22 protein-coding genes and 2 pseudogenes are annotated in these 22952 nt (G+C 66.6%); 5 read left to right on the top strand and 19 right to left on the bottom strand.

What is annotated here, in order from left to right; translation table 11 throughout:
* Window position 1: 1 nt before the first annotated feature.
* The 9 genes from ACZ3TS_RS20340 to ACZ3TS_RS20300 all read right to left on the bottom strand — a co-directional run bounded on the left by ACZ3TS_RS20340 (window position 2) and on the right by ACZ3TS_RS20300 (window position 6221).
* Entirely contained in the window at window positions 2-466 is a 465-nt protein-coding gene (locus tag ACZ3TS_RS20340) for a hypothetical protein (RefSeq protein ID WP_467619711.1), read from the bottom strand.
* Window positions 467-477: 11 nt separating this feature from the next.
* The gene (locus tag ACZ3TS_RS20335; protein WP_365301948.1) at window positions 478-954 is read right to left on the bottom strand and encodes a hypothetical protein; all 477 of its coding nucleotides are present in this window, start codon (window positions 952-954) and stop codon (window positions 478-480) included.
* A 14-nt stretch (window positions 955-968) separates the two neighbouring features.
* On the bottom strand, window positions 969-1163 hold the full coding sequence (locus tag ACZ3TS_RS20330) for a hypothetical protein (protein WP_345546985.1): 195 nt from the start codon (window positions 1161-1163) through the stop codon (window positions 969-971).
* Between the two features lie 28 nt (window positions 1164-1191).
* Complete coding sequence (locus ACZ3TS_RS20325; RefSeq protein ID WP_467619707.1) at window positions 1192-1446, bottom strand: hypothetical protein; 255 nt, start codon at window positions 1444-1446, stop codon at window positions 1192-1194.
* Window positions 1447-1587: 141 nt separating this feature from the next.
* Entirely contained in the window at window positions 1588-3819 is a 2232-nt protein-coding gene (locus ACZ3TS_RS20320; RefSeq protein ID WP_467619706.1) for a cell division protein FtsK, read from the bottom strand.
* A gap of 77 nt (window positions 3820-3896) precedes the next feature.
* On the bottom strand, window positions 3897-4280 hold the full coding sequence (locus tag ACZ3TS_RS20315) for an RRQRL motif-containing zinc-binding protein (protein WP_467619703.1): 384 nt from the start codon (window positions 4278-4280) through the stop codon (window positions 3897-3899).
* Window positions 4280-4930 (bottom strand): GGDEF domain-containing protein, encoded by a 651-nt coding sequence (locus ACZ3TS_RS20310; RefSeq protein WP_467619702.1) that lies wholly within the window; start codon window positions 4928-4930, stop codon window positions 4280-4282. Before ACZ3TS_RS20310 ends, ACZ3TS_RS20315 begins: the two co-directional genes overlap by 1 nt.
* Window positions 4927-5925 (bottom strand): DUF2637 domain-containing protein, encoded by a 999-nt coding sequence (locus ACZ3TS_RS20305; protein ID WP_467619701.1) that lies wholly within the window; start codon window positions 5923-5925, stop codon window positions 4927-4929. Before ACZ3TS_RS20305 ends, ACZ3TS_RS20310 begins: the two co-directional genes overlap by 4 nt.
* Entirely contained in the window at window positions 5922-6221 is a 300-nt protein-coding gene (locus tag ACZ3TS_RS20300; protein ID WP_467619699.1) for a hypothetical protein, read from the bottom strand. Before ACZ3TS_RS20300 ends, ACZ3TS_RS20305 begins: the two co-directional genes overlap by 4 nt.
* A gap of 154 nt (window positions 6222-6375) precedes the next feature.
* Between ACZ3TS_RS20300 and ACZ3TS_RS20295 the strand changes: the two genes are divergently transcribed.
* Window positions 6376-6771 carry a GntR family transcriptional regulator gene (locus ACZ3TS_RS20295; protein ID WP_467619698.1) on the top strand — a complete coding sequence of 132 codons (396 nt, stop codon included), beginning with the start codon at window positions 6376-6378 and terminating at the stop codon, window positions 6769-6771.
* A 216-nt stretch (window positions 6772-6987) separates the two neighbouring features.
* Here ACZ3TS_RS20295 and ACZ3TS_RS20290 read toward each other — a convergent pair whose 3' ends face one another.
* The 3 genes from ACZ3TS_RS20290 to ACZ3TS_RS20280 form a co-directional block, all read right to left on the bottom strand.
* Window positions 6988-7551: a flavoprotein gene (locus ACZ3TS_RS20290; protein WP_467619697.1), complete on the bottom strand. Its 564-nt coding sequence runs from the start codon at window positions 7549-7551 to the stop codon at window positions 6988-6990.
* Window positions 7548-8783, bottom strand: coding sequence for a helix-turn-helix domain-containing protein (locus tag ACZ3TS_RS20285; protein ID WP_467619695.1), 1236 nt, complete (start codon window positions 8781-8783; stop codon window positions 7548-7550). The genes ACZ3TS_RS20290 and ACZ3TS_RS20285 overlap by 4 nt, the downstream gene beginning before the upstream one ends.
* A gap of 596 nt (window positions 8784-9379) precedes the next feature.
* The gene (locus ACZ3TS_RS20280) at window positions 9380-9859 is read right to left on the bottom strand and encodes a YxiG-like protein (protein WP_467619693.1); all 480 of its coding nucleotides are present in this window, start codon (window positions 9857-9859) and stop codon (window positions 9380-9382) included.
* A 1069-nt stretch (window positions 9860-10928) separates the two neighbouring features.
* On the opposite strand from ACZ3TS_RS20280, the gene ACZ3TS_RS20275 reads away from it, so the two are divergent.
* Window positions 10929-12131 (top strand): IS110 family RNA-guided transposase, encoded by a 1203-nt coding sequence (locus ACZ3TS_RS20275; RefSeq protein WP_355131445.1) that lies wholly within the window; start codon window positions 10929-10931, stop codon window positions 12129-12131.
* Between the two features lie 62 nt (window positions 12132-12193).
* Window positions 12194-12472, top strand: coding sequence for a hypothetical protein (locus ACZ3TS_RS20270; protein ID WP_467619691.1), 279 nt, complete (start codon window positions 12194-12196; stop codon window positions 12470-12472).
* Window positions 12473-12569: 97 nt separating this feature from the next.
* Here ACZ3TS_RS20270 and ACZ3TS_RS20265 read toward each other — a convergent pair whose 3' ends face one another.
* Window positions 12570-13889 (bottom strand): DUF6602 domain-containing protein, encoded by a 1320-nt coding sequence (locus ACZ3TS_RS20265; protein WP_467619688.1) that lies wholly within the window; start codon window positions 13887-13889, stop codon window positions 12570-12572.
* 108 nt (window positions 13890-13997) lie between these two features.
* A complete protein-coding gene (locus tag ACZ3TS_RS20260) occupies window positions 13998-15008 on the bottom strand; it encodes a DUF6414 family protein (RefSeq protein WP_467619687.1) in 1011 nt (336 codons plus the stop codon).
* 485 nt (window positions 15009-15493) lie between these two features.
* On the opposite strand from ACZ3TS_RS20260, the gene ACZ3TS_RS20255 reads away from it, so the two are divergent.
* Entirely contained in the window at window positions 15494-16027 is a 534-nt protein-coding gene (locus ACZ3TS_RS20255; RefSeq protein WP_467619685.1) for a hypothetical protein, read from the top strand.
* 400 nt (window positions 16028-16427) lie between these two features.
* Here the strand turns inward: ACZ3TS_RS20255 and ACZ3TS_RS20250 are convergent, their stop codons facing one another.
* Entirely contained in the window at window positions 16428-18125 is a 1698-nt protein-coding gene (locus tag ACZ3TS_RS20250) for a lamin tail domain-containing protein (protein ID WP_467619684.1), read from the bottom strand.
* A 780-nt stretch (window positions 18126-18905) separates the two neighbouring features.
* Window positions 18906-19799: a LysR family transcriptional regulator gene (locus ACZ3TS_RS20245; RefSeq protein ID WP_467619683.1), complete on the bottom strand. Its 894-nt coding sequence runs from the start codon at window positions 19797-19799 to the stop codon at window positions 18906-18908.
* Between the two features lie 219 nt (window positions 19800-20018).
* On the opposite strand from ACZ3TS_RS20245, the gene ACZ3TS_RS20240 reads away from it, so the two are divergent.
* On the top strand, window positions 20019-20735 hold the full coding sequence (locus ACZ3TS_RS20240; RefSeq protein ID WP_467619682.1) for a YoaK family protein: 717 nt from the start codon (window positions 20019-20021) through the stop codon (window positions 20733-20735).
* A 58-nt stretch (window positions 20736-20793) separates the two neighbouring features.
* Here ACZ3TS_RS20240 and ACZ3TS_RS20235 read toward each other — a convergent pair.
* From ACZ3TS_RS20235 to ACZ3TS_RS20225, 3 genes and pseudogenes are all read right to left on the bottom strand, one after another.
* Window positions 20794-21078: pseudogene (locus ACZ3TS_RS20235) on the bottom strand (ISKra4 family transposase); the annotation flags it as partial.
* Between the two features lie 81 nt (window positions 21079-21159).
* On the bottom strand, window positions 21160-21732 hold the full coding sequence (locus tag ACZ3TS_RS20230; RefSeq protein WP_467619680.1) for a hypothetical protein: 573 nt from the start codon (window positions 21730-21732) through the stop codon (window positions 21160-21162).
* 134 nt (window positions 21733-21866) lie between these two features.
* Window positions 21867-22920: pseudogene (locus ACZ3TS_RS20225) on the bottom strand (IS630 family transposase); the annotation flags it as partial.
* Between the last annotated feature and the right edge of the window lie 32 nt (window positions 22921-22952).

Raw genomic sequence — 22952 nt, 5'->3', positions numbered from 1 at the left:
GCTACTGGTTCTTGGCCCACGCGGCGTACTGCCGCCGGACGTAGTGGCGCGGGTCGGAGATCGGCGCCGTGTCGTCCAGCTCGATCAGCCGGAGGGCGGCTCGGGTGGCGAGGTCAGCCGCGTCGCTGGGGACGCTGTCGGTTTCGTCGCTGAGCGCGATGCGGTCCAACAGCGCGGCCTTGCGGAGCCAGAACTCACGGTTCAGCCCGTCGTAGAACGGCCTGCCGGCCGCCGTCCGGGCGGTCCATCCGATCTCGCTGATGATGCTCGGGGCGAGCGTGTACGCCTCTTCCGGCGTGGGCCATGCCTCCGGCTCGGGGCGGTGGTCACCGGTGACGTACAGGCGCCGACGCTTGCCGTCGCGTGTGGGGTACTGGCGTGCCGTGCCGGTGTCGAACGCGGCGGCCAGGGCGTGGCTGACGCGTTCGGTGTCGGCGGGGTCGCAGATGACGCGGATCTCGAACATGGTTTCCTCTCTCAGCCGTGGAAGTGGCTGCGCTTGATGACGGCCTTGCGGATGTGGACCGTGCTGCCGTTGCGGCCGCCGCTGATGGTGCGGGCGGGGGTGCGCCAGGCGAGGACGGCGAGGGCGACCCACAGCAGGGCGCCGGAGCCGAGTCCGGCGGCGGCGTTGATGACCTCGCTGATGCCGTAGCCGACCCCGGCCGCGAGGGCGCCGCCTCCGAGACCGGCTCCGAGGAAGCGCTGTGCGATGGGGTCCAGCAGGGGCAGCGGGGCGAGGTCGCGCGGCTCCGGCATGGGCATGGTGGGCGGGGCGAGGTGCTTGGGCATGGGGACCATGCGGCCGTAGGCGTCGGGCACCCAGACCACCGGGCCGCGTTCGGCGGCCAGTTCGACGGCCGCCGCGTCCGGCGCGTACAGGTTGAGCGCGGCCGGGTCGTAGACGGGGGCGGTCGGGGTGTCCGGCCGGAGGGCGGGAACGTGCTGGTTCATGGCGGGTTCTCCTGTCAGTTGCCGAGTTGGGCGATGGCGTCGGCGGACGCCTGTACGAGGTTGTGGATGGGCTCGTAGGCGCCGGTCCCGGCGGTGAAGAACCCGAACAGGAACAGCACCAGGGCGGCACCACCCCCGGCGGACTTGGTCTTGACGGCGAGGGCGGAGGCGGCGCCGAACAGCAGCACGGCGGAGATGTTGAGAATCATCGAGAACCTTCTAGCGGGAGAGTGAGGGTCAGTCGGTGGTGCCGGCGCGGTAGATGCGGGCCCAGCGGTTGTAGAGCCAGCGGCCGGTGCGGATGCGCTTGCCGGTCGCCTTGCAGCGGCGGCAGTCCTTGCCGCGCTTGAGGCGTCCCTTGCGGTCGGTCTTCAGCTCGTGGCCCATGCCGCGGCACGTGCGGCAGTCGCCGAACGGCGAAGCCACACACAGCCCGCCGTAACCGAGTGTGACGACTATCAGGCAGGCGATAGCAAGGAGGATGGGGGTCATCAGGGGCCCTCCAGGGCGGTTTTCGGGGGTTTCCGCAGGTGGCGTGCTATCCGCTAGATCACAGGTGGAGGCGCAGATAAGGTGCTAGCGGGGGTGCTACCGGTAGCAGGTGTGGGTGCTACCGGTAGCACCCCGTCGGGGCTATGCGGCGCCCGGCTTTTCGTTACGCTCCGCAATCGCCTTGAGGACGTCGGCACGGACGATCCCGCGCCGGGTGGTGCGGGTCCCGTCCTCCGTGGTGCCGGCCACGTCGCGGGTCTTGATGCCGTACGGCTTCAGCGTGGACGTGACGTTCTCGCCCTTCCAGCCGCCGTAGACGTCAGGCCGGAGTTCGGCGAGGCGGACGGCGATCCGCTCGTTCCACACCCGCTCTTCCTTCTCCGGCACGACCGCCACCACGTCGGCGAGCAGGTCGTAGGCGGGCCCGGTGACAGCCTCGGGTACCTCCCCGAGGGCGTAGCCGGACAGGAGTCCCGCCTTCTCCCGGACGGTGCGGGCGCGAGCGGCCACGGCCACGGCGCCGGGCGCGTCGACGAAGGAGCCGTAGACGATCCGGGCGTCCGCGCCCTCACCAACGAAGTAGTGCAGGCCCTTGTCCCCCCACGCGAACATCGTGGCCCGCACGCCGCGCTTGTAGGCGGACGTGCCGAGCACCATGTCGTTCTCGGTCTGGCCCATGACCTTCATGCACCAGCGGGCACCCGCGTTCGCACTGATGCCGGTGGGCAGGGACTTCGCGTCCGGCCGCTGGGTGGCCAGAAGGAGCACAATCCCGGTGGCAGGACCGCGCTTGACCAGGTCGGTCGCGATCTCCTCGAACTCCTTGCCATGCTCCGTGTGTTCGAACAGCACCTGGCACTCATCCACCCCGATCACGATCGGGTGCAGACCGAGCGAGCGCTTGTCCGCGAGAGCGCTGGTCACCTTGGACTCGGGGCAAATGTCCCGGGGCAGCGACCGGATCACCTTGGTACGGCGCCGGAGTTCTTCACGCAGGGCGCGGAAGTCGCCCAGCGCGTACTGGATGGTCTCGTCTTCCTCGCCGACGCCGTGGCGGTGGGAGACGGCCTCACCGACCGGATCGAGGTCGCCGGTGCCCTTCATGTCGTAGGTGTGCAGCTCAGCACGCGGATCCAGGGCGGCGATGAGCAACAGCAGTCGCAGGAGGAACGTCTTGCCCATGCGGGGAATCGCGCCGATCACCCCGGCGATGAACATGAGCGTGACCGACACCCAGCGTCCACGCTGGTCAGTGCCGTACGGGATGGCCTTGAACAGGTCGACCGTGCCGGACTTGAACAGCGGCCACGCGGGCTTGGGCGCGGACTTCAGGTCCTGGTCACCAACCCACAGCACCAGGCGCCCGGTGTGCTCGTCTGAGACGGCCTCCGGCCACACACAGCCCAGCGGCCGGCGCAGACCCGACGCGAGGCGTTCCCGCCGCTCGATCACGTCAGTGACGGTGACGCCGTAGGGAAGGTTGCCCTCCGCCCGCCATCCCGGACCGTCGCGGGTGATCGGGGCCGTGAACTCGAACCCGTCCCGCCCCTTGGCCTGCGCCTGATTGATCGCGGGAATACCAAGCGCCCCGAGCGCCCGCAGGACGATGTCACTGGTGAGCTTGGATGCCTTCGGGACTTCCACAGCCCTGTGGATAACCGGGGCGTCGGCCTTGCGCCCAGTCGCCCCGAGCGCCATTACGACCGTGCCGACCGAGACGGCCTGGAGCCAGTCGGGGGCGAGGACGTACAGGGCGAGTGCAAGGGCGAAGCCGACGAAGATGCCGAGCACGGCCACCAGGGTGCGCAGTCGGACGCGGCCGTCGCGCTGCCGCGACAGCTTCAGGTATTCGGCTGCGTCCTCGCGACGGACTGCGGCGAGTCGGACCGGTTCGCCCTCGCGGTCGGCGACCCACCGCATCGTGCCGCCCACGAACCGGGCCAGCCCGGTCGGCGCCTGCATCGTCAGGCGGGCGGCGTACACCGGGGAGCGCAGGGCGTGGTAGGCGGCGGCGTGCGTGCAGTGACGGGCCACCCACGCGGCGGCGGTCTTGAGTTCCGCGACCGAGCGCAGCCAGACAGGTACCACGTCGCGGCGCTTGGCGGCGGCGAGCCGACCGAGGTAGCCGGGCCCGGACGCCTTCACGGTCGGAGAGTCGACCATCACGCGCGCGGTCGGGTCGTCCGACTCCATCCCCGACTCACCCGGAGCCGAGTCGGGCGACCGGTCGGCGTCGGGTCGGGCGGTCGAGTCGGCCGACTCGGAGCGGGCCGACCGCGCCTTGTCGAGGTCGACTACCTCGCCTCCGGAGTCGGCAGCCATCTCGGCTTCCAGTCGGTTGAAGAGTTCGTTGTCGTCGTCGGGGTGCTTCACTGAAGCTTCCTTCTTTCTGGGAGGGATACGGGGCCCGGCCGCTGCTTTGGTCGGTTGGGACCGGGCCCCGTTGCTGGTCAGGCGGCGCGCTGTTCCTCGGGGTAGGCGCAGAGGAGGCACATCCCGAGCGAGGTCGGGATGCAGTAGCTGTAGGTGACCTGGCACGTGGGGCAGGTGCGGCGGGCGAGCATCGCCAGGGCAAGCGCACCCCACTTACGCGACGTCATCGGCCGGACCGGCATCGCGCGGTCGACGCGGTAGAGGTAGGCGACCTGCACCCCGGCCTTGCGGCCGCGGTGACGTCGCATGACCTGAGCGGCGACCGGCTGTCCGCCGGGCCGCAGCCCGGCCACACGCAACTGCCGGCGGGTGGCGTAGCCGTCCGGGGCGAACCGCCACGGGTACGTGGGGACTCCGAAGCGGGCGCCGGACGGGTCGAAGCACTTGCCGTAGGCGGCCATCAGGCAGCCACCCCCACGACCGGAGCATCGGTGCGGGCCCCGGTGCGTCCGGCGCGGCGTCCGGTGACGGTGGCGAACAGCCGCCCCAGACCCGCACGGCGGGCTCCGGCGCGGGCTTGCTTGGCCGCGTACATCGCCTCATCGGCCCGCCGCAACAAGGCGGACAGGTCCTCGTCAGGGAAGTCCGCAGCGCGCACCCAGCCGAGAGAGACCGTGGTGTGGACGGCCGGGTCCTGGCCGTCGGCCGGCCGGGCGAGCACGCCGTGCAGGATGGCGAGCATGTCAGTGGCGGTGCCGTGCTCGTCAATCAGGACGGCGGCGAACTCATCGCCCCCGAGCCGCCCGGCCACTCCGGAGCGGCCGACGTGGTGAGCGAGCCGGTCCGCGGTCGCCTTCAGCAGCGCGTCTCCGGCCGCGTGGCCGAAGGTGTCGTTGATCTGCTTGAAGCGGTCGACGTCGGCGAGCACCACGACCGCACGGGGGTCACGCAGCAGGGTGGTGGCACGGCGGGTGAAGGCCTCGCGTGTCCGCAGCCCGGTCAGCGGGTCACGGCGGGCGGCGTTCAGGCGCCGCCGCAGCCACAGCGTGTGGGCCGTCCAGCCGTAGGCGACCGGGGCCGCCGCGGCGAGCATGCTCACCAGGGTGTTCATGCCGCCGCCCCCTGGGTGCCCTCGCTGTCGTCGCCGTCGACGGTGTGCAGGTGGCGCCCTTCGGCCCGGTCGTTCAGCAGCAGGTCACGCAGTACACGGGAGTTGGCGGCAGAGCAGTGCAGCGTGGTGCGGATGGCTTCGGCGTTGATCGCGTCATCGGCCCACTCGGCCGTGGCCTGGCGCGCCTCGGCAAGGAGTTCGGCCGGGGTGCGCGGCGCCTTGGCGGTCTTGGCCTTGCCCTTGGTGCCGGCCGGGCGCTTGCGCGGCGCCTTAGGCGGCTCCGGCGTCGGTTCCTCCGTCTGCTGCTGCGGCGCGGGCGGGACGTCCTCGCTCGCCGGGGCCAGCTCGCCCAGCTTCAGCAGCACGCGTTCCGGGCGCGGGGTCTTCGACCGCCACCGCCGGCCGTGCTGCTCCCGCAGCCGGGCACGGGCCAGCTGCCGCTCACGCTCCCGCTTGAGCGCCTCGGAGTAAGAGGTGATCTCCCACAGCGTCATCCGCCGCCACAGAGCGAACGTCGACAGCGGAGCGAGCATCCAGCGGGAGAACCGCACCTTCTCCATCCGCCGGCCGGTCGCGGCGCCGATCCGTACGGCGTAGACGTGGGCGCCGATCTCGGAGAACACCACCCACAGCAGCGGCATGGTGCCGTGCGCGACCTTCGCCCACAGTGTGTGCCCGGCCGCGACGTTCAGCCCGCAGGTGACCAACGTTAGCGCCCAGGGCACGAACCGCACCCACGCCAACGCCATATCCATCCGGATCAACAGAAGGTTGGCCACGGTGAACACCGGAATGGCCACATCGATCCCGACCGGCAGCATCCACGGCTCGCCAAAACCCCACCGCGCGGCGGCAGAGGAAACCGCGTCGAACGAGGCGATCAACCCCAGGGCACCGACCCCGGCCGCGGCTAACGCGCCAACTCCGGCAAGGCCCATCTCCGGCTTCGTCAGCGGCGGCACCGCCGACCGCGCCGTCTCGGTTGCGCTCGTCATGCCGCCGCTCCCTTGCGGGAGGACCGGCGGCGCCTGGCCGGGCGCGTCAGCGGGACGACGTTGAACAGCTCCGGGGCGTGCGCCTCGATCACCTCGGCGGCGATACGGGCCACGTCATCCGGCAGGTTCCTGTACTCCGGGTCGGCGAGGATGTCGCGCGCTGCGTCCAGGCGGGCCGCACGCTCTTCATCCGTCTCGCCCTCCACCCCCAGCCACAGCGCAACCGGCGTACCGAGGGCGAGTTCTATGAAGTCCTCAGCGGATACGGCTTGTTGATGGCCGATGTAGGTGCGCATAGACGTTCTCCTGAGTCGGTGAGGCAGGGAGAACCACGGCGACGGGCGACCTTGCTGGGGAGCCCCAGCGCCGCGGCCTATCTCAGATTGACCTATGTCAATCTGACTGTCAAGGGGAGCAGAGATTGACCTAGGTCCGGCTACTCTCGAACCCATGGAGCAGAGCTCAGAAGCGCCCAAGCACACGCCCACGGCCAAGGAAATCGCCGCCGAGTTCCGCGAGAAGATCACGGGCCCGAACCGCGAGTACGAGCCGGGAGACCAGCTCCCTACGGCTCGCAAGCTCGCCAAAGACCGTGGCGTGCAGCTCATGACCGTGCAGAGTGCGTACGGCCAGCTCCGCGACGAGGGGTTGGTTCTCACCCAGCAGGGTCGCGGGACGTTCGTCCGTGACCCATCGGCGCCGCTCGGCACCGAACCGGGCAGTAGCCCCGCATTCACCGCGCTGGCAGCAGAACTCAGCTCGATTCATGACGCTCTTCGTCTGCTCGATGAGCGCCTGGACCGCCTTGAACGGCTTCACGGCGACGGGACTCCGCCCTCGCCGTGAGTTCGTCCGCACGCCTCAGCAGTCGTTCGACCGTGGCGCGCGCCTCGCTCAAACTTGCTTCGATCAAGGCAAGTTCCGTGGGAGACAGCCCTCCCAACTCGCCGCTTCGCTCGTTGATCCCTAACATGCCAATGAGCATGCGGCCGGAAATGGCAGAGGACCCGGACAGACTGTCCGGGTCCTCTTTCCTTGCAGGTCAGTGGGGTTGACGACTCGTCACCGAGTGGCTTGCTCCACGGCGTCGAGCACTGCGGCCCACGGGAGTTCGCGCCCCGCCGGCGCTTCCCTCGGCTCGTACAGCGGCCAGACGTCCGGGCCATAAACGACGTGCACTCCCCCAGTCCGAAGAGCGTCGATGTGGCCTTGCCAGGCAGGGTGGCGAGCGTGCGCCGCGTTCACCCGGGGGAAGACGACAACCGGCAGACCGAGGGTGCCGATGGCCTCACCGACCTGTGTCAGCGCCTGGTTGTCCATGAGGCCGGTCGCAAGCTTGGCAACCATGTTGGCCGACGCGGGAGCAACCACGTAGCAGTCAACCGGCGGGTGTGGTCGGTCCTCTCCGGGGAGACGTGGTTCATCACGCACAGGAAGGCCGGTGAGCTCCTCCAGCCGCTCAACTTCGCCGATCATCCGCAGCCACTTACCTGCGGTCGGCGTAAGGGTGACGGCCACCTGCCATCCCCGGTCCATCGCGGGCTCGACAAGACCGGTACGCAGAACCTCTACGCCTCCGGCCGCCGACCCGACGACACCGAGCACCCCGCGCTTGCCTGAACTCACTGCACCGCCCTACACCGCTGAGCCATCACGAACACCTCAGACGAACGCGAGCCGCCGGTCACGGGGGACTGCTTGATCAGGTCCCGAAGTGTCTCGCGCACCCTCGGATTGTTGCGCACGAGCTGCGGCGATGTCCGCTCAGCTGTACATAGCTCCGCGAACGCTTCCTCCCCCTGTCCAGCGAGGGACAGGGCACGGGCGAAGTCGATACGGTGCGAGACGCTGCGCTCCTGCGGCATGTGGTCGACGTTGATCCGGCCGTGTTCCACCACGTACGAGACGTTCTCGAGGTCCAGCTCAATGGACAGGCGATGGAGCAGTACGTTCGTCGGCCCGAACCCGGTCTGCCAGTAGTTCCCATCCGATCCGAGGTCATCCGCAAGTTCTTCAGCGCGGTCCAATAGCGTCGTTGCGGTGGGCCGGTCCTGATGCCGTGCCGCCGCGACGGCGGCACGCAGGTGGATCATGCCTAGAAGGCTGAGCGCCGCCGGGTCGCTGTCGGTCACCTGAGTCGAGAGCCACGTAGCTGCCGTGTTGCCCAGCTCCAGCGCATCGTCATAGCGCCCGTTGGCGAGCAAGGCGTGCGTGCCGGATCGCGCAGCCGACGCCAACACGAGCGGGTCGTCCGACTCGTCAGCGGCCCGCATCGCGCGCTCTGCAGCAAGCCATGAGATGTCCGATTCGCCGATCTTCGCGAGAGTCGTAGCCGCAAGGTGGTGCGTGCGGGCTGACACTGCCCAGCAGTCGCTACGGTCATCGCCGCGGCGCCCCGCTCGGTCCTCCAGTTCCTGAGCGGTCTGAAGCAGTGCCGGAAGGGCTCCGATGACGCTGCCGAGTCGTCCGCCCTGATAGTCGTTCCATGCCTGCTCGACACGCACGGCCACAGGAGCAGGTGTCGGAAGTTGGGTTTCAGCCTCGGGGCCGAAGAGCAGACGTGAGAGCCGCCGCGGACTCATGAGAGCATCACGCACAGCGGGGACATCGTCTTGTTGCCGTTCGTCCTCCAAAAGCGCGGTCTGGCCGAGCAGATCCCCGAGAGGCACCCGCAGGATGCGCGACAGCTCCGTGAGCATGTCGATACGGGGCGGCTTCCGGCGTCCCGTCTCGATCTTCGCGAGCCAGTCAGTGCTACGTCCGACCAGACCGGCCAGCACCTCCTGCGTGTAGCCGCGGCGCTTCCGGTAGAACGCGATGCGCTCGCCGATACTGAGGTGATCTCCAAGACCACGCATGGGGTGTTGCCTCCCGCTGCTGAGTAGGGGCGTCATTCACGGTACCGACGCGGCGAGAAGCGGGTAAGTGATCTCACCCCTTTCCGCCACCATGACCAGCGTGTGGCGCTGAACGTGAGAGAACCCGGACGGACTGTCCGGGTCTCATAGGACCCTGCTCGGAGATGTCCGGGCTGTCCGGCTGTCCGGTTAGGGCTCTCACCTGCACAAACGGCCGGACAGCTCAAAGTGCCGGTGTCCGGGCTGTCCGGTCACAGACGGGCTGCAACACCCCGGGTGTTACAGCCCGTCAGCGAAGCCGACCTCTCGATGGGCACAGGAGCCGGAGGTGACTTCCGATCTGCTCGCCTCGCGAGGGGTGCACAGCAGGACCCGAAACTTTCCCTGCCTGATCAAGCACCCGTCGTCGCTTCGCTCCTCCGGGCGGGCGCGGGCGGCCGGCGGCGCCCGCGCTCATGTCTCCGCCCCGCTCGGCACCGCCGGCCGCCCGCTCCCGCCCAAGAGGCAGGCACACAGTGCATGAAGTCAGAACACGTCGTGGCTGGGGCGGTCGCTTGGCATCAGCCCTAACCCACACCTTTCGTCACGGTTGGTGCCTATTCGTTCTCTACCGTGAATGGGGCGTACCCCGGAGGCACCTCGCTCACCTGGACGTCAGAGAAGACCAGCGTGAAGTCGTGGGCGTTGGTCTCGATGCGTACCTCATGGAAGTCGATGCCAATGGCCTGCGCCCACCGGGCAGCAGCCTCCGACCCGGAAACGATGGTCGCGCCGGGATAGAGGGGCTGCCACTTGACGCCCCAGACGAAACCGTCGAGATCCTTGCCGTTCTCGTGGGTTGTGAGCCTGTCGTCCAACGAGGCCTGCCACGTTGCGGGCGCCAGTGAGGTACGGCAGCTGGCCTCCACGCAGTGACGGAACAGGTACCGGTAGTGGGCTGGCGGAATGTCGGCGCGCGGATCCGCCGCCATGTACACGATCAGTTCGTAGTCGCGCATGTAGTCGGCGTAGCCGTGATAGATCAGGGCGTGATCAAACATCTCGTCGAGTACGCGCTGGAGATCCGGGACGTCCATGGCGCAGTTCTACATGGCGCGACGTTGGGCTTGAATGCGTGGGAGGCCGCCGCCGTCGGCTACCGTCCCGTCAGGCGTCCGTGCCACCAGCCAGCCCCGAACCTAACGAGCGCCATGGGATCTGGCAGCGTCCGCTGCTCGAATTCCTCGTCGAGTCGCGCGACAATCTGCCGAAGCTCACGGCGGGCACGCAAAGGCAAGGCACCCAAGATCGCTTCCACGTTGTCCCGGCTGGCCAGAGGATCGTGGCACGGACAGTCCGCGAGTGGCACATAAAGCCAGCGCCCGGGGCGCGGAAGGAACTGCTCGAACTGGTCGAGGGAATCCCGCAGGCAACCTGGCCAGAATCGGTCTGCCTCCAAGCGCCGGACGGCAGCCTGAGCGCTACGCCCAAGTCCCGATATCTGACTGAACCGCCGAGAATCACCCCGGACCAACTGCTTCTGGGCGCGCAACGCGCCGGGCGACCTACGCGGCATCGCCCTTTCGGATCAGAGTCACACCGCCATCATGCCACGCGGATAGATGCTGCCCGCCCCCCATTACGCGAGCTGGCCAGCCGAGCGTCCACGCACCCGATCAAGGCCCGCGCACGGCGCGGGCGCGGGCCGCCTCAGCGGCCCGGCCTGCCTCATGTCTCCGCCCCGGCGGCCCGGCAGCCCGCTGCGTGCATGCGGGCGAAGGTCAGGGATCACCCTCTATGGCTGGGGCGGTCGGCTCCACGGCTTTAGGCAGCCACTTTGGGGCGAGCCTCTAAGATCATGGCCCAACGTCGTGCTTTAACGGGCGGGTCGACAGACTGCCCGACTCGCCATCAGCTTAACGGGCCATGATCACTCGCCCCAAAGCAGCTCCAGCCCAAAGTCGCTCCGTAAGTTGTTTGGCGGTCCGGAAGAGTGGGGTGTGGCTCTAAAGTCGCTTGCCCAAGTGGCTCCGGTGGAGTGGCCGCCCCGCTCTTCGGGACGCCCCGGCCGCTGATTGAGATGTGCGATCTGATCGCTGTTTACGGAGCTGACGGCGGGTGTTCCTCGGGCCAAAACGGCATGCTGCCTGAACCGAGGAGACGCACATGGCCGAGCATCAAACTCATCTCTGGGTCGGGATCGACGCAGGCAAAGCCCATCACTGGCTGGCAGCGGTCGATGCCACTGGGGCCACGATCTGGAGCAGGAAGGTTCCCAACGACGAGAGCGCCATCCTGACCGCGCTCGGCGAGATCCTCGTCATAGCCGATGAGGTGCACTGGGCAGTCGACATCGCCGGCACCGCGTCCGCACTGCTGCTGGCCTTACTTGCCGCCCACGGCCAGCAGGCCGTCTACGTTCCTGGCCGGACGGTCAACCGGATGGCCGGGGCTTACCGCGGTGAAGCCAAGACCGACGCCCGCGACGCCTACGTGATCGCAGAAACCGCCCGGCTGCGGCGAGGCTTCACCTCCATCGCCGTTCCCGCACAGTTGGCAGCCGATCTGGCTTTGCTGACCGCCCACCGCTCCGACCTGATCGCCGACCGCGTTCGCATGCTCAACCGGCTCCGCGACGTGCTCACCGGGATCTTCCCCGCACTGGAACGAGCCTTCGACTACGCCGACCACAAAGGCGCGCTCATCCTGCTCGCCGGCTACCAAACTCCGGCAGCCATACGCCGCCGCGGCCAAGCCCGCCTCACGGCCTGGCTGGCAAGCCGCAACGTGCGCAACCCCGACTCGGTCGCCGCCACGGCCTTGCAGGCCGCCAAGGCACAGCACGCCACTCTGCCCGGCCAAGACGTCGCCGCCGACATCGTCTCCGACATCGCGACGCAGATCCTGGCCTTGGACGATCGGCTCAAGCACATCGACCAGCAGATCCGGCAGACCTTCCGCACCCACCCCCAGGCCCACATCATCGAATCCCTGCCCGGCATGGGGCCCATCCTGGGTGCCGAGTTCATCGTTGCCGCGGGTGATCTGGCCGCCTTCGCCGACGCAGGCCACCTGGCCTCCGCGGCCGGCCTGGTGCCCGTTCCCCGGGACTCCGGACGCCGCACCGGCAATCTCCACCGGCCCAAACGCTACAGCCGACGCCTCCGCCGAGTCTTCTATCTGTCCGCCCAGACCAGCATCATCCGTGAAGGCCCCAACCGTGACTACTACTCGAAGAAGCGAGCCGAGGGCTGCAAGCACGTCCCAGCCGTCATCGCCCTCGCCCGCCGACGCGTCGATGTCCTGTGGGCCCTCCTACGCGATGGAAGGCCCTTCACCCTGCGCCCACCAGTCGCTCGCGCCGCTTAACTGGGCCAACGCGCCCCACCACTGGCGATAGTCTGCGGACCCATCCCAGAGAGGCGGGTCCGGTGAGCTTCGACGCAGAACGATCAGCGCGCATCGCAGCCATGCAGGAAACCGCCCGGCCCGTCTGGGAGGCGACCGGCGACACGGACGCACTCCAGCAGTTCCTCAAAGACAACGGGTGCCACGGCGTGGAAGCCGTGTTCGTGACCATGGGGCTCTTGAACTGCGATCTTGCCGAGGCTCAGCGAGCCTTCTTCAACGCCCCATGCCGCGATGCCGAACGCCGGTTCCACAACCACGCCCTGGACCTGCTCGAAGAGGCCGCCGACACCGACGCCTGACAGCACCGGCGACAAGCAGAGCCTCTTGACTCGGCCATTAAGACTCCGCCGACCTACTTCGCCAACGTGCCAGCGATTCCGTGAATCGCAGAAATATTCACTCCGACCCTCCATCGGAAGCGCCCTCGCGCAGGCTCTCGATGCGACGTGAGATCCAACGATCCAAACGGCCAGTACTATTTTCCGCGGCAACATATTCACCCGTGGGAAGAATTGCCAATTGACATTTCTTCGTGATGAGTCTTAGCTCTTGCCCAAAGGAGGCGACAAGACGGGTTTCCAGCAGTCGGTTACGCACGTCGTCAATCTCAACCCCGCAAGACTCTAGCCACGAGAGCATTTTCGGGTCATCGCAACGAACCGATTTCCCTTGACATAGCCGCGTGAGCAGGACGAATTCTTCCTCTCCAACGAACTCTGGACTCCACTGCTCCGCTACCGGAACCCCGTTCAGCGCATCATCATCTGCCTCATGCGCCTGAACCTCCCAACCAGCCCTCCCATCGGCATGTGTGGCACGAAAGCTCAATAGAGCCCTCCCGACCTCCATCTCAAGATCTTCCCCCCAGAAACTATGCCCAAGTCCATACATTTCATCCAGTCGCGTCCAAATAAACTCTAGGAGCAACCTAAGCGGATTCTCCGGCGTGGAAAAATAAAGCGGCCACCATCCGTCAACCAAAGGCGCCATAAACGGCCGCCCATTGGTCTTCACTAGAGAATATCCGCCCGATATGATCAATTGAGGAAAGGATGTCGGGCCGAATCCGTTATTGCCAATATTCCGCTCAAGATATTCAATCATTGAAGATCGGAACGCCCGCTCACTCTTAAATCCGTGCATCCCGAGAATCACGCGAATCGCAGAAACTTGCTCCAAGAGGAGAACGTGAAAGACAGCCTCATCCTCGTACGGAAGAGCGGCTAGCCCATCCGCATCCCAAGCAATCCGCCCTGTCATTTCTGCAAAAGTTCTAGTAGCCGGAGATACATCACGATCAGGGTCGTCCAGCTCTTCATCTTCACTCTGATAATAGGCGTGCTCGATTTCACCTACTGTCTTGAGATGAGCAAAGGCATCACGGAGCTCCGCGGAGTGGAGATTCTTCTTAACTTCGACGACGGCGATGATGTCCTTAACATGCCACACGTACGAATCAGTGTATGGCAGCTTCTCCCCTTCTCCCCTCACCACCATGCAGTCGAGTTGACCGGACAGACGTCCCCGACCATCGCGGGCGAATCCGGGTACCACCCGTAGCCCCAGGCCATCCGGAAGGGCGCGACTCAGTAGCGCGGAAGACAAACCCTCATACATGTCCCCGATGGTCGGAGCATGTTTTACGGAAGCATTGTCGAGTTTCGGCAACTCGTCTCGGAGAATTCCTGAAAGAAGGTCGGAAACCGTGCGAATCACTAGACCTCACTCACAACTATTATGCCTGTCGCCAGCAACATAAAGCAAAGAAAGCGTGGCCGCTCTCACCCTTGGTCTAGCTCCAGTTGAAAGCGGCCGGCCAACCTACTAGCCACGCGTTGCGACGAGGTTGGCAATACGCGGAATCGTTCGATAGACAGCAAATGGAATTACAGAAAATCCCGGGTGCTGCGGGAGGTCAATAAATCCCATCCCACCCAGGGTCTTCATGAGGCCATTAATGTTGTCCGCGAATCGATCCCTGTACACGGTGCCGTCAGGTCCGAAAAAATCGAAATCGGGCACGGTTGTATCTTCCGGACCATAGCTCCCGATGCTTCCAACAAGCGTCCACTCTTGCGGTTCAGTCCCGTACCTCGCGAAGAGAATGTCCGCTTCCGAGTCTAGATATTGGCGACCTTCCTGCAACCGAGAACCGATCAGCACGCCCCCGGAATCAACAGGTTTGAGATTGATATGTAGTCCCGGAGCGAAGATACCGCGCGCCATGCGGACAATAGAACGAAGAGAGTCTCCGTCTATTCCTCCGACCCCCGCGAACTCAGGGATTGCGTCTTCTAGTTGCGGTTCCGACAGAGCATTCCCCGGCTTTGGTCTCGGACCTTTAACTTGCTGCCCGCCCCTCCCCTTCCCTTTTCCCGATGGCGCACTGCTTACGTTGGGATCCAGATCGACACCCATGCCCTGAAGCCCGAGCGCCACGGATGCAAAAGCCGAAAATACACTGGCCGTATATCGAGTATCGAAGAGAGATCCCATCGCGGTAATCCGAACGAGCGAACCTGGCGGAGCGCTCGCTTTAATCGCCCCAGAGTCCCAAAGGGAACGATCAGAAGCCTCTTCCGATAGGTCCTTCAGAAGGCCTTCGGACTCCAAAGCCTCTTCCAGAGTGGGGAAAAGAGCATCACCCAGTGATTTCTGGGTGTACCTCTCATTTCCCGTAACCTGCAGATGCTGAGCGAAGCTGCGCGGTCCGACTGTAGACCGTTTTTCTTGTGTGCTTGTCTCCCGCTCCTCCTCTGCAATCCCCCCATCAAGCTGGGCCAGCATGGCCCGCACCTTGTCAGTGTCCACATACAGGAACTCACGCAGAATCAATCGACTCACCCCTCACAACCCTTGGGACGGAATGATATAGGCGCCCTACCTGACAACGAGGGTCTTCAGGACTCTTCGCGCACGGCTCCTGTGTGGCTTGGTGCTACACCAAGAGCAACGCGCTCCAACACCAAAGCGCCCTCCCGGGCCGTCCTGGGGCCGTGGAAGGGCGCTCGTTGGTGACCAGCGCTGACAACTGGTGGCGACTGCACCGCAGTTCAGAGCGTTGATCGAGTGGGCGGCCGCAGGTCACGGCCGCCCGTGATCAGTTGTGGCTGTTCTGAGGGACGAGCATCTGTGGTCGAGCCCTGGCTAAATCGCCCCCTTGCGCACCTTTCATGTACGTGTCACACAGTTGAGGGCCGGGGTGATCGGGTGGAGGGGGACGCTGCATGTCTGTGTCGGGTGACCATCCAGTAGGGCCATCGGCCTGGGCCATTGAGCAGTTCGGGCGGAATGCCGGCGCCCTCGCCACTGCGGTTCCGGTGCAACTGGCAAACGCGCATGCGAGGGCTCACGCCGCGCACATCGCGGCGGGGTTGAAGAAGCGCAGTCCCTACGGTGTCGCCCTCGCAGGGGCTGTGCGCGAGGGCCTGGCGGGCGCTGCGCGGGAGCTGGGGGAGTCCGTGCGAGACGTGCGCGGGTACGAGTACGCAGTGATCAATGATCACGCACTCTTTCCCTTCAGGTACGCAGACAAGCCGAGGTCCCTTGACCGTGCCCGCTTGCCTTCCAATGCGTCGCCCACACGCCGTCGGCTGTTCCGGGCCCATGGGCCGCAGTCTCCAGACGGGCTGTTCGAGGTTGACGGCGACCTGGCGACGGAGGAGTACCTGGGGCTGCACGAAGCGTTCGAGGAACTGGGGGCTTCCACAAAGCTTGTATGCGTGTTCTTCACGGCCGATGCGGAGAACGGGATCCACATCATCTACTGGGGGGAGGCTCACCTCGAACCGGATCGCACCTTCAGGTGGCCCTACAGGGAACAGCTCCCAGTCGCTCCGGTGCCCCTCAGGTGATGAGCGTCGTCGTCGCTGCCTCCCGATCCTCGGTTCCGAATCGGATGATTCCTGGGCCGGCCCTGGGCCGTGCGAGGGCGCCCACTACATCCGTTGGTATGCCGTGGCGCTGGCCCCGCGGACCCGACCTCCGAGTGAGCAGCGAGTGAGGGACGTGTGCGGAGGGAGCGCTGTGAACGTTCGCCCAGCTCAGAGGCCCATTTCCGTACTCCTGGCGCCTGCCCTCCGGAGCCGTGTGCGCAGGTTCGAATCCTGCCGGGGGCACTCGCCGGTCAGAGACCCAAAACCATCGTCTGACCAGGGCGGATGCCGACAGAAAAGGGCGGGAGTCAGTCTCACTGACTCCCGCCCTTTCTCACCGCGGCGGTGCCGACGATCCCCGGCGCTTGTCGATGCCTACTCAGTAGGTCGTTCCGTTGGCGCGCTGGCCCAGTGACTGCGCCAGCGAACTGATGGTGTTGTGCTTGACCCAGGCCCCGGAGGCGGAACCGTCGGGACTGCGGTTGATGGACACGCCGTCGGTGCTCGCCAGGCTTGAGGAGTAGCTCATCGACTGGACCGTCGCACCAGCCGCATTCTGGAGGATCACCTGATCACCGGCGTTGGCCAGGTTGAGGCCGCCGGTGCTCGCAGCCACAGCCACGATGCCACCGGGGATGGCGGAGGCTCCGCCGAACACAGTGATCGCCTTGCCGGGCTGCAACGTCGTCCCGGACGCGAAGGTGTGGCGCACTGCCGTCCCGTCGTGGAGGGTCCAGCCTCCGATGTCGATCGCTGTGCCGCCCGTGTTCACGATCTCGACGCCCTCGCCCGCGGTGCTGCTGCCGGGCTCGTTGGCCAGCACTTCGTTGATGATGACGTTGGCCGGACCCCCTCCGCCGCCCGCCGTGACAGTGACGTTCGTGGTCGTGGTGTGCGTGGCACCGCCGTTGTCCGTCACGGTCAGGGACACCGGGTAGGTGCCCGCCGACGCGTAGGTGACGCTGGGGTTCGTGGCGCTGGAGGTCTGTCCGTTGCCGAAGTCCCACCTGCGGCTCGCGATCGTGCCGTCAGCGTCGCTGCTGGTGTCCGTGAAGGTGCACGCGAGATCGGTGCAGGAGTGCGTGAACGACGCGGTGGGCGGCTGGTTCGCTCCGCCTCCGCCGCCGGTGACGAAGTTGTAGCGAGCGAGCACCGGGTAGTGATCGCTGGTCGTGGTGGCGTAGCTCGGAACGTACGCCTGGGGCTGGAAAGCGGTCGCCGAGCCTGCGACGTACTTCGCCCAGACCTCGTTGGTGTTGAGCTGGTGGTCGATGAAGTCCGGGTAGCCAGCCGTCGACGACACTCCGGCCAGCGACAGTGCACGCGTCGGGAAGCTGTAGCGGGCCGTGTCATTCACGAAGTTGGCGTAGGGCGATGCCTTCTCGGGCGCGATCGATGTGTCGACGTCGTCGTTCCAGTCGCCGATGACGAAGACGTTCTGCGTCGGATACGTGGTGTCGAGGTAGGACTTGAGAGCCTGTGATGCGGGATTGCGAAGGTTCCACGCATCCCCGGTGGCCCCGGACTTCGCGTGCAGAACGATGAAGACGAGGTCCTTGGTCACGCCATCGAAGGTTCCCCGCAACGTGAACTCCACCGGCGGGCGGCCGGCGAAGTTGCTGTTCTGGTTCGTCAGGATGACCTTCGCGCTCACCAGCGTGGCCATGCTGGAGCGCCACACGAGCGCGACCTTCTGCTCGGTGTTGCCGAAGTCGGAGTAGTACTGCGCGCCGTTCGTCACGACCGGGTCGTTCGCCACGACGCCGGTGTACCCGGGCATGCCGGCGACGAGCTGGTCGAACGCCGAGGTGCTCACGACTTCGGACAGGCCCCACACATCCATGTCGAGCCCCGACATGACGTCGCGGACGTTCTCCTGCTGCAGCGCCTCGTCGGTCGGGCCGAAGTCCGGCGCACCGAACCATTCGACATTCCAGTTGCCCACATCGAGCTGCGTCGGTGATCCCTGGGACGGGATCGGGGTGGTGGCTGCGCCTGCCGCCGGAGCGGCACTGAGGGATGCCAGCGCCACGGTGGCCACCAGTGCCCCCACGAGTGCGCGGAGACTAAGCTTCATCGACAACGACCCTTTCCGTGTTGGGGTATTGCTCAAGTCCCGCTCCTCCTGGCCATCGTGAGTGGCAGGACCGAGCGAGCATCCCGGCTCGGCCGATGGGCACACCACCGCGACAGCCGAAACGCGCAGCCACGGTTAGATGAACAGCGAGCGCGTGCCTACCCGGTGCCGACCGGCCCGGCGCCATCGGTGCGGCACGGTCGCCGGTTGCGGATATCGGACTGACCTGTTGCACACGGTCGACAGGTCGCGGGTCAGGGAAGCCAGCGCGCCAGGCGCGGTGACCGCGAGCCGCAACGCAGCCCCGCCGCCCGGACGACCTGCAGGGTCATCGAGGGAAGCTGCCGCTTCCTCATGAAAGATCGTCTCGATGTGACAGGCCCGAGGTGGAGTCCTCCCGGCTGCGAAGCCGTCCTGCTCCTGCGCACCACTATCGCCAACGGCGACTTCACCGAGTACTGGCAACACCACGTGCGCTGCGACTACCAACGCACCCACGCAGCCCTCTACCAGGAACAACTCGACATCGCCGCACAGCCGTTCACAACCTGCTCACTCAAGCAGAAACGCACCCCCCCCTTCCGCTACGCACTATCTGCGATACAGGAGGGCGCCACACACTCGACCCGATCAAGGAACCCCCTGCTCAGGGTTCATTTGCAAGCTCAACTCTGATGGGTGCAGATCTTTTGAGGGTGCTGTTGGTCAGGCCGTGGGTATGAGGTTGTCCTGGTTGCGGTGTTGGTGGTTGCGGTTGAGGTCTTGCTTCTCGTGCCAGGTCTAGGTACGGGAGCCAGCAGCATTGTTCGCCGTGGCGGTGAGGGCGTCGAGGAGAGCTTCGGTGGCCGCCGTGGGGCGGCGGCGGGCGCTGACGGCCACGGACAGTTGCCATGTCAGACCCGGTGCGTCGAGAGGGATCACGAGCAGGCCGTCGCCGCCGGTCACTGCCGAGGCGGGCAGCAGAGTCGTGCCGAAGCCGGCGCTGACGAGCTTGGTCATCAGCCCGTAGTCGGCGACTTCGGTCGCTGACTGCGCCGGGCCGAGCACGCGGTCCACGGTGTCCCGCATTCCCCAGCCCGGTGGGAAGCGCAGGATCGGCTCGGCCGACAGGTCGGGCAGTGTGATCGTGGCACGGCCGGCCAGCGGGTGGTCCGCGCGGCAGGCGAACATCAGCGGTTCCTCGATCAGCGGCCTGAACATGATCCCGTCGGGCTGCCGCTCGCCGCTGGCCGTCAGCGCGATGTCCAGCGAACCGTCCAGGATCGCCCGCAGGTTGCCCGTGGAGCCGGCCGATGACTGGCGGAGTTGGACAACGACCTCCGGATGGCGGGTCCGTAGGTCGGTAAGCACCGTGGCGAGGTCGAGCGGTCCTGTGCTGAACGTACTGCCGAGCACGACCGTCCCCCGTACCCGGCCCGAGGCGGCGTGGACTTCGTCCCGCGCGCTCCGTACGGCGTTCAGCACGCGCTGGGCGGCGGTACGCAGGGCGTCCCCGTGCTCGGTCAGGGCGACGGGCGTGACCGAGCGGTCGAACAGCGGTACGTCCAAGTCCCGCTCCAGCCGGGCGATCGCGCTGGACATCGCGGACTGCACGATGTGCGCCTTGCGGGCCGCGGCGGTGAAGCTCCCGGTCTCGCAGCAGGCGAGGAAGTACTCGAGTTCGCGGATCTCCATGGCCGGAGTCTAGGGCGCATCATCGATGAAATCGATGATGCGTCAGCACTTGTGATCGTTGGACATGATGAGGAGGCGTGGTGGACGCTTGAAACGCCATCCGACGGGGCGTAGGCGGAGCAGGTGGCCCACCGCGTGCGGTGGGCCACCTGGACCTGGCCGCCCCGCCGGGTTCTGGGGTCCGCCGCCGCGCCCCGGCCCGTCGAAAAGAAAGCCGCCATGGCCGTCGTCTCCCCCCTCAACAGCCGCCCGACGGTGGCCGCGATGCTGGTGCTGACCGCGGTGACCGGACTCATCGACGTCTTCAGCTATCTCCAACTCGGACACGTCTTCGTCGCCTATATGACCGGCAACGTCATCTTTCTCGGCGCCGGCCTGCGACCGGGCGCCCATTCGGCGGTGGCCGCCTCGGCCACCGCCCTCGGCGGGTTCGTCCTGGGATCGCTCACCGGCGGTCGTATCGCCGCCCACCTGTCCCACCGGCCGCGCCGCTGGCTGGTCGCGGCCCTGGCCGCCGAAGCGGTCATACTCGCCCTCGTCGCTCTGCTCAGCGGCGGTGGGCAGGCCACACCCGGCGGGCGCGGCGCGTACGCATCCATCGCATTGCTCGCTTTGGCGGCCGGGCTCCAGAACAGCACGGTCCGCCACTTCGGTGTACGCGACCTCAACACGTCCGTGCTGACGTTGACCCTCACCGGGCTGACCGCCGACAGTGCCCTCGGCGGGGGGTCCGGGGCGAAGGCCCACCGCCGGCTCGGCTCGGTCGCTGCGATGGTCGGCGGCGCCGCGGTCGGAGCAACCCTGCTCCAGGAGTCGGCCACGTCAGTAGTCGCCCTCGCCGCGGTCCTGGTCGCGCTGGTCTCCGGCGCCTTCGCGACTGGGCGGTCGGCGGCCTCGGGGGTCCGGTCCTCGCTCGTGCCCGTGGGCGATCAGTGAGCGTGGGAAAGTACAGCCGGAACGCGGATGGGTGCAGATCTGATGAACGTTCTCGCGATCAAGCTGCCGGTATGAGCGTGTCGCGGTAGCGGGCCTGGTGGTTGCGGGTGAACTCCTGTGTCTCGTGCCAGGCCCAGTAGGTGTCGAAGTCTCCGTTGCTGCGCAGGGCTCGGAGTTTCAGGACGGCTTCGGCGCCGGAAAGGCCCCAGCGGGCTCCGGTGATGTCGAGGCGGTCTTTGACCAGGTGGCGGCATGCCCCTTCGATGATGCCGGTGGCGATCGGGAAGCCTTCGTTCAGTGCGGTGTCGTAGCGCAGGTAGGCGGCCTTGTTCTTGAGGTACTGAACTTGAAAGCGTGATGTCGGAGGAAGAGATGGGGAGGAGGGCATCCGCTCGGCAGTTACTTTGGAAGGGCCTGCCGGCGCTCACCACTCGAAGGTTTTCCACTCCTGTTGGGGGATGCAGCCCTCCGTGGTGTCCCCGCAACGGTCGGCCCATGCTTCGGCCACCATGACCGGGCGGCTCAGCACGAGGTCACCGGCCCGCTGAGCCCGAAGCACCAGACCGAGCTGCTCCGAGCACGGATCGGCATGCTGCGAGTACTGCAGTTCCTTCGTGTGCGTCTCGAGGTAGTCGATGAACTGATCCTCCAAGCGTGACGGCACCTGACCTACGAGTGCCAACCCGTCCAGGGTCACCTGCGGGCCGCGCAGTGCGTTGACCGCGATGCCTGCCAGGCCGACCGATCGGTCGTAGTACACGGTTACCGCTGGCCCGAAGAACGGTGCATCAAGTAGCTGCACCGACCAAAACTCAGCACATACGTAGTTGTCCCCGGAAGAACCACTCGCAATTCCGGTCTCCAGGACGCCATCAACTGCCGCCTCCGCCTGCTCGTGTGTCATGCCGAACTCCAGCGGCCCGACACGTTCGAACGGCGTGAACGCCCACGGAAAACGCTGCTCCTCCTCCAGCACACCCCAGACGTCCGTCACCACGATCAACCTCCTGTCAACAGAGCACCTCGGCCTGGACAGCCGGCGGCGCGCCGATACCCGAGCTGTTCGATCGGGGATCCAGCGGTGCCACTGCCTTCGTTCGGCTGGTTGGTCGTCGGCTCGCCGCTGTGCGGGGACAGGCCTGTGCCGACGAGGCAGCCGTCAATCAAGTCCGGACGGTACTGGATCTTCTTGAGCCGGTGTTTCACGGCCCTGGTGATCTCGCCGAGGTCCGCAGCAGCCAGGTTGCCGAGATCGCGCTTGACCAAGGACCAGATGCCCTCCTGCGGATTGAGGTCGGGTGCGTAGGCGGGCAGTTGGAACACGGTGAGCCACTCTGTGTTCGCCGCTACGAACTCTCGCATCCCGGCAGCAAGATGGAGCCGTACGTTGTCCCAGACCAGCACGATCGGTCCGCCGAGCTGGATGCGGGCCCGCACCAGCAGGTTGCGCAGGTCCCGCCAGCCGAAGCCCTTCGGCTCGTCCTTGCGGCCGTGGTACTCACGGATTGCATAGATCAGCCTCGACCGCGCCCCTGGCCTGTAGCAGACCATCCCGGCCATCGACATCCTTCCAGAGCCCCGGCCGCGCACCCGCACCACAGGTGTGCGGCCGACGCGTCCCCAGGTCTTCGAGCGCGGCGGCGTCATCGACTGCCCGGCCTCGTCAGCAAAGACGAGCCAGGCGCCGCGCGCCGCCGCGGTGCTCTCACCCGCGGCCAGATCTCCTTCTTCCACAGCTCGACGACGTCCTCGTCGCGCTCGATCGCCCGTCTGGCGGGCTGCTGCCAGGACCAGCCCTGCCGCTTCAGCAGCCGCCAGGTGCCCTCGACCGTGTAGGAGACATGGAACAGCCGGCCGATCAGCGTCTTGACTCGCGCCGGCGTCCACCGCTGGTCCGCCCATCCGCGTGGACCAGCGGGCCGCGCTCCAACTCCCGCTCCAGCCGAGCGAGATGAGCCTCGCTGAGCTTCGATCGGCCGGGCGATCCCTTGGACAGCACGCCCGTCTCACCACGCTCCCGCCAGGCCCGGCGCCATCGCTCCACCGACCGCTCGCTCACCCGCAACGCGGTCGCGATCTCCCGGTTCTTTTCTCCGCGCTCGAAGCGTTCCACGGCCTGCAACCTGATTCGCTCCCGCGCGGCCCTCCCAGCGTCGGTCAACCCGCCGCCCTGCGCATACCTCACGGTCAGAGAACTACCGGAACTCGCCAACCGCC

The organism is Streptomyces sp. NPDC022910, assembly GCF_055561075.1.
The sequence above is the reverse complement of the archived record's forward strand: the minus strand, read 5'-3'. Positions and strand labels throughout refer to the sequence as shown.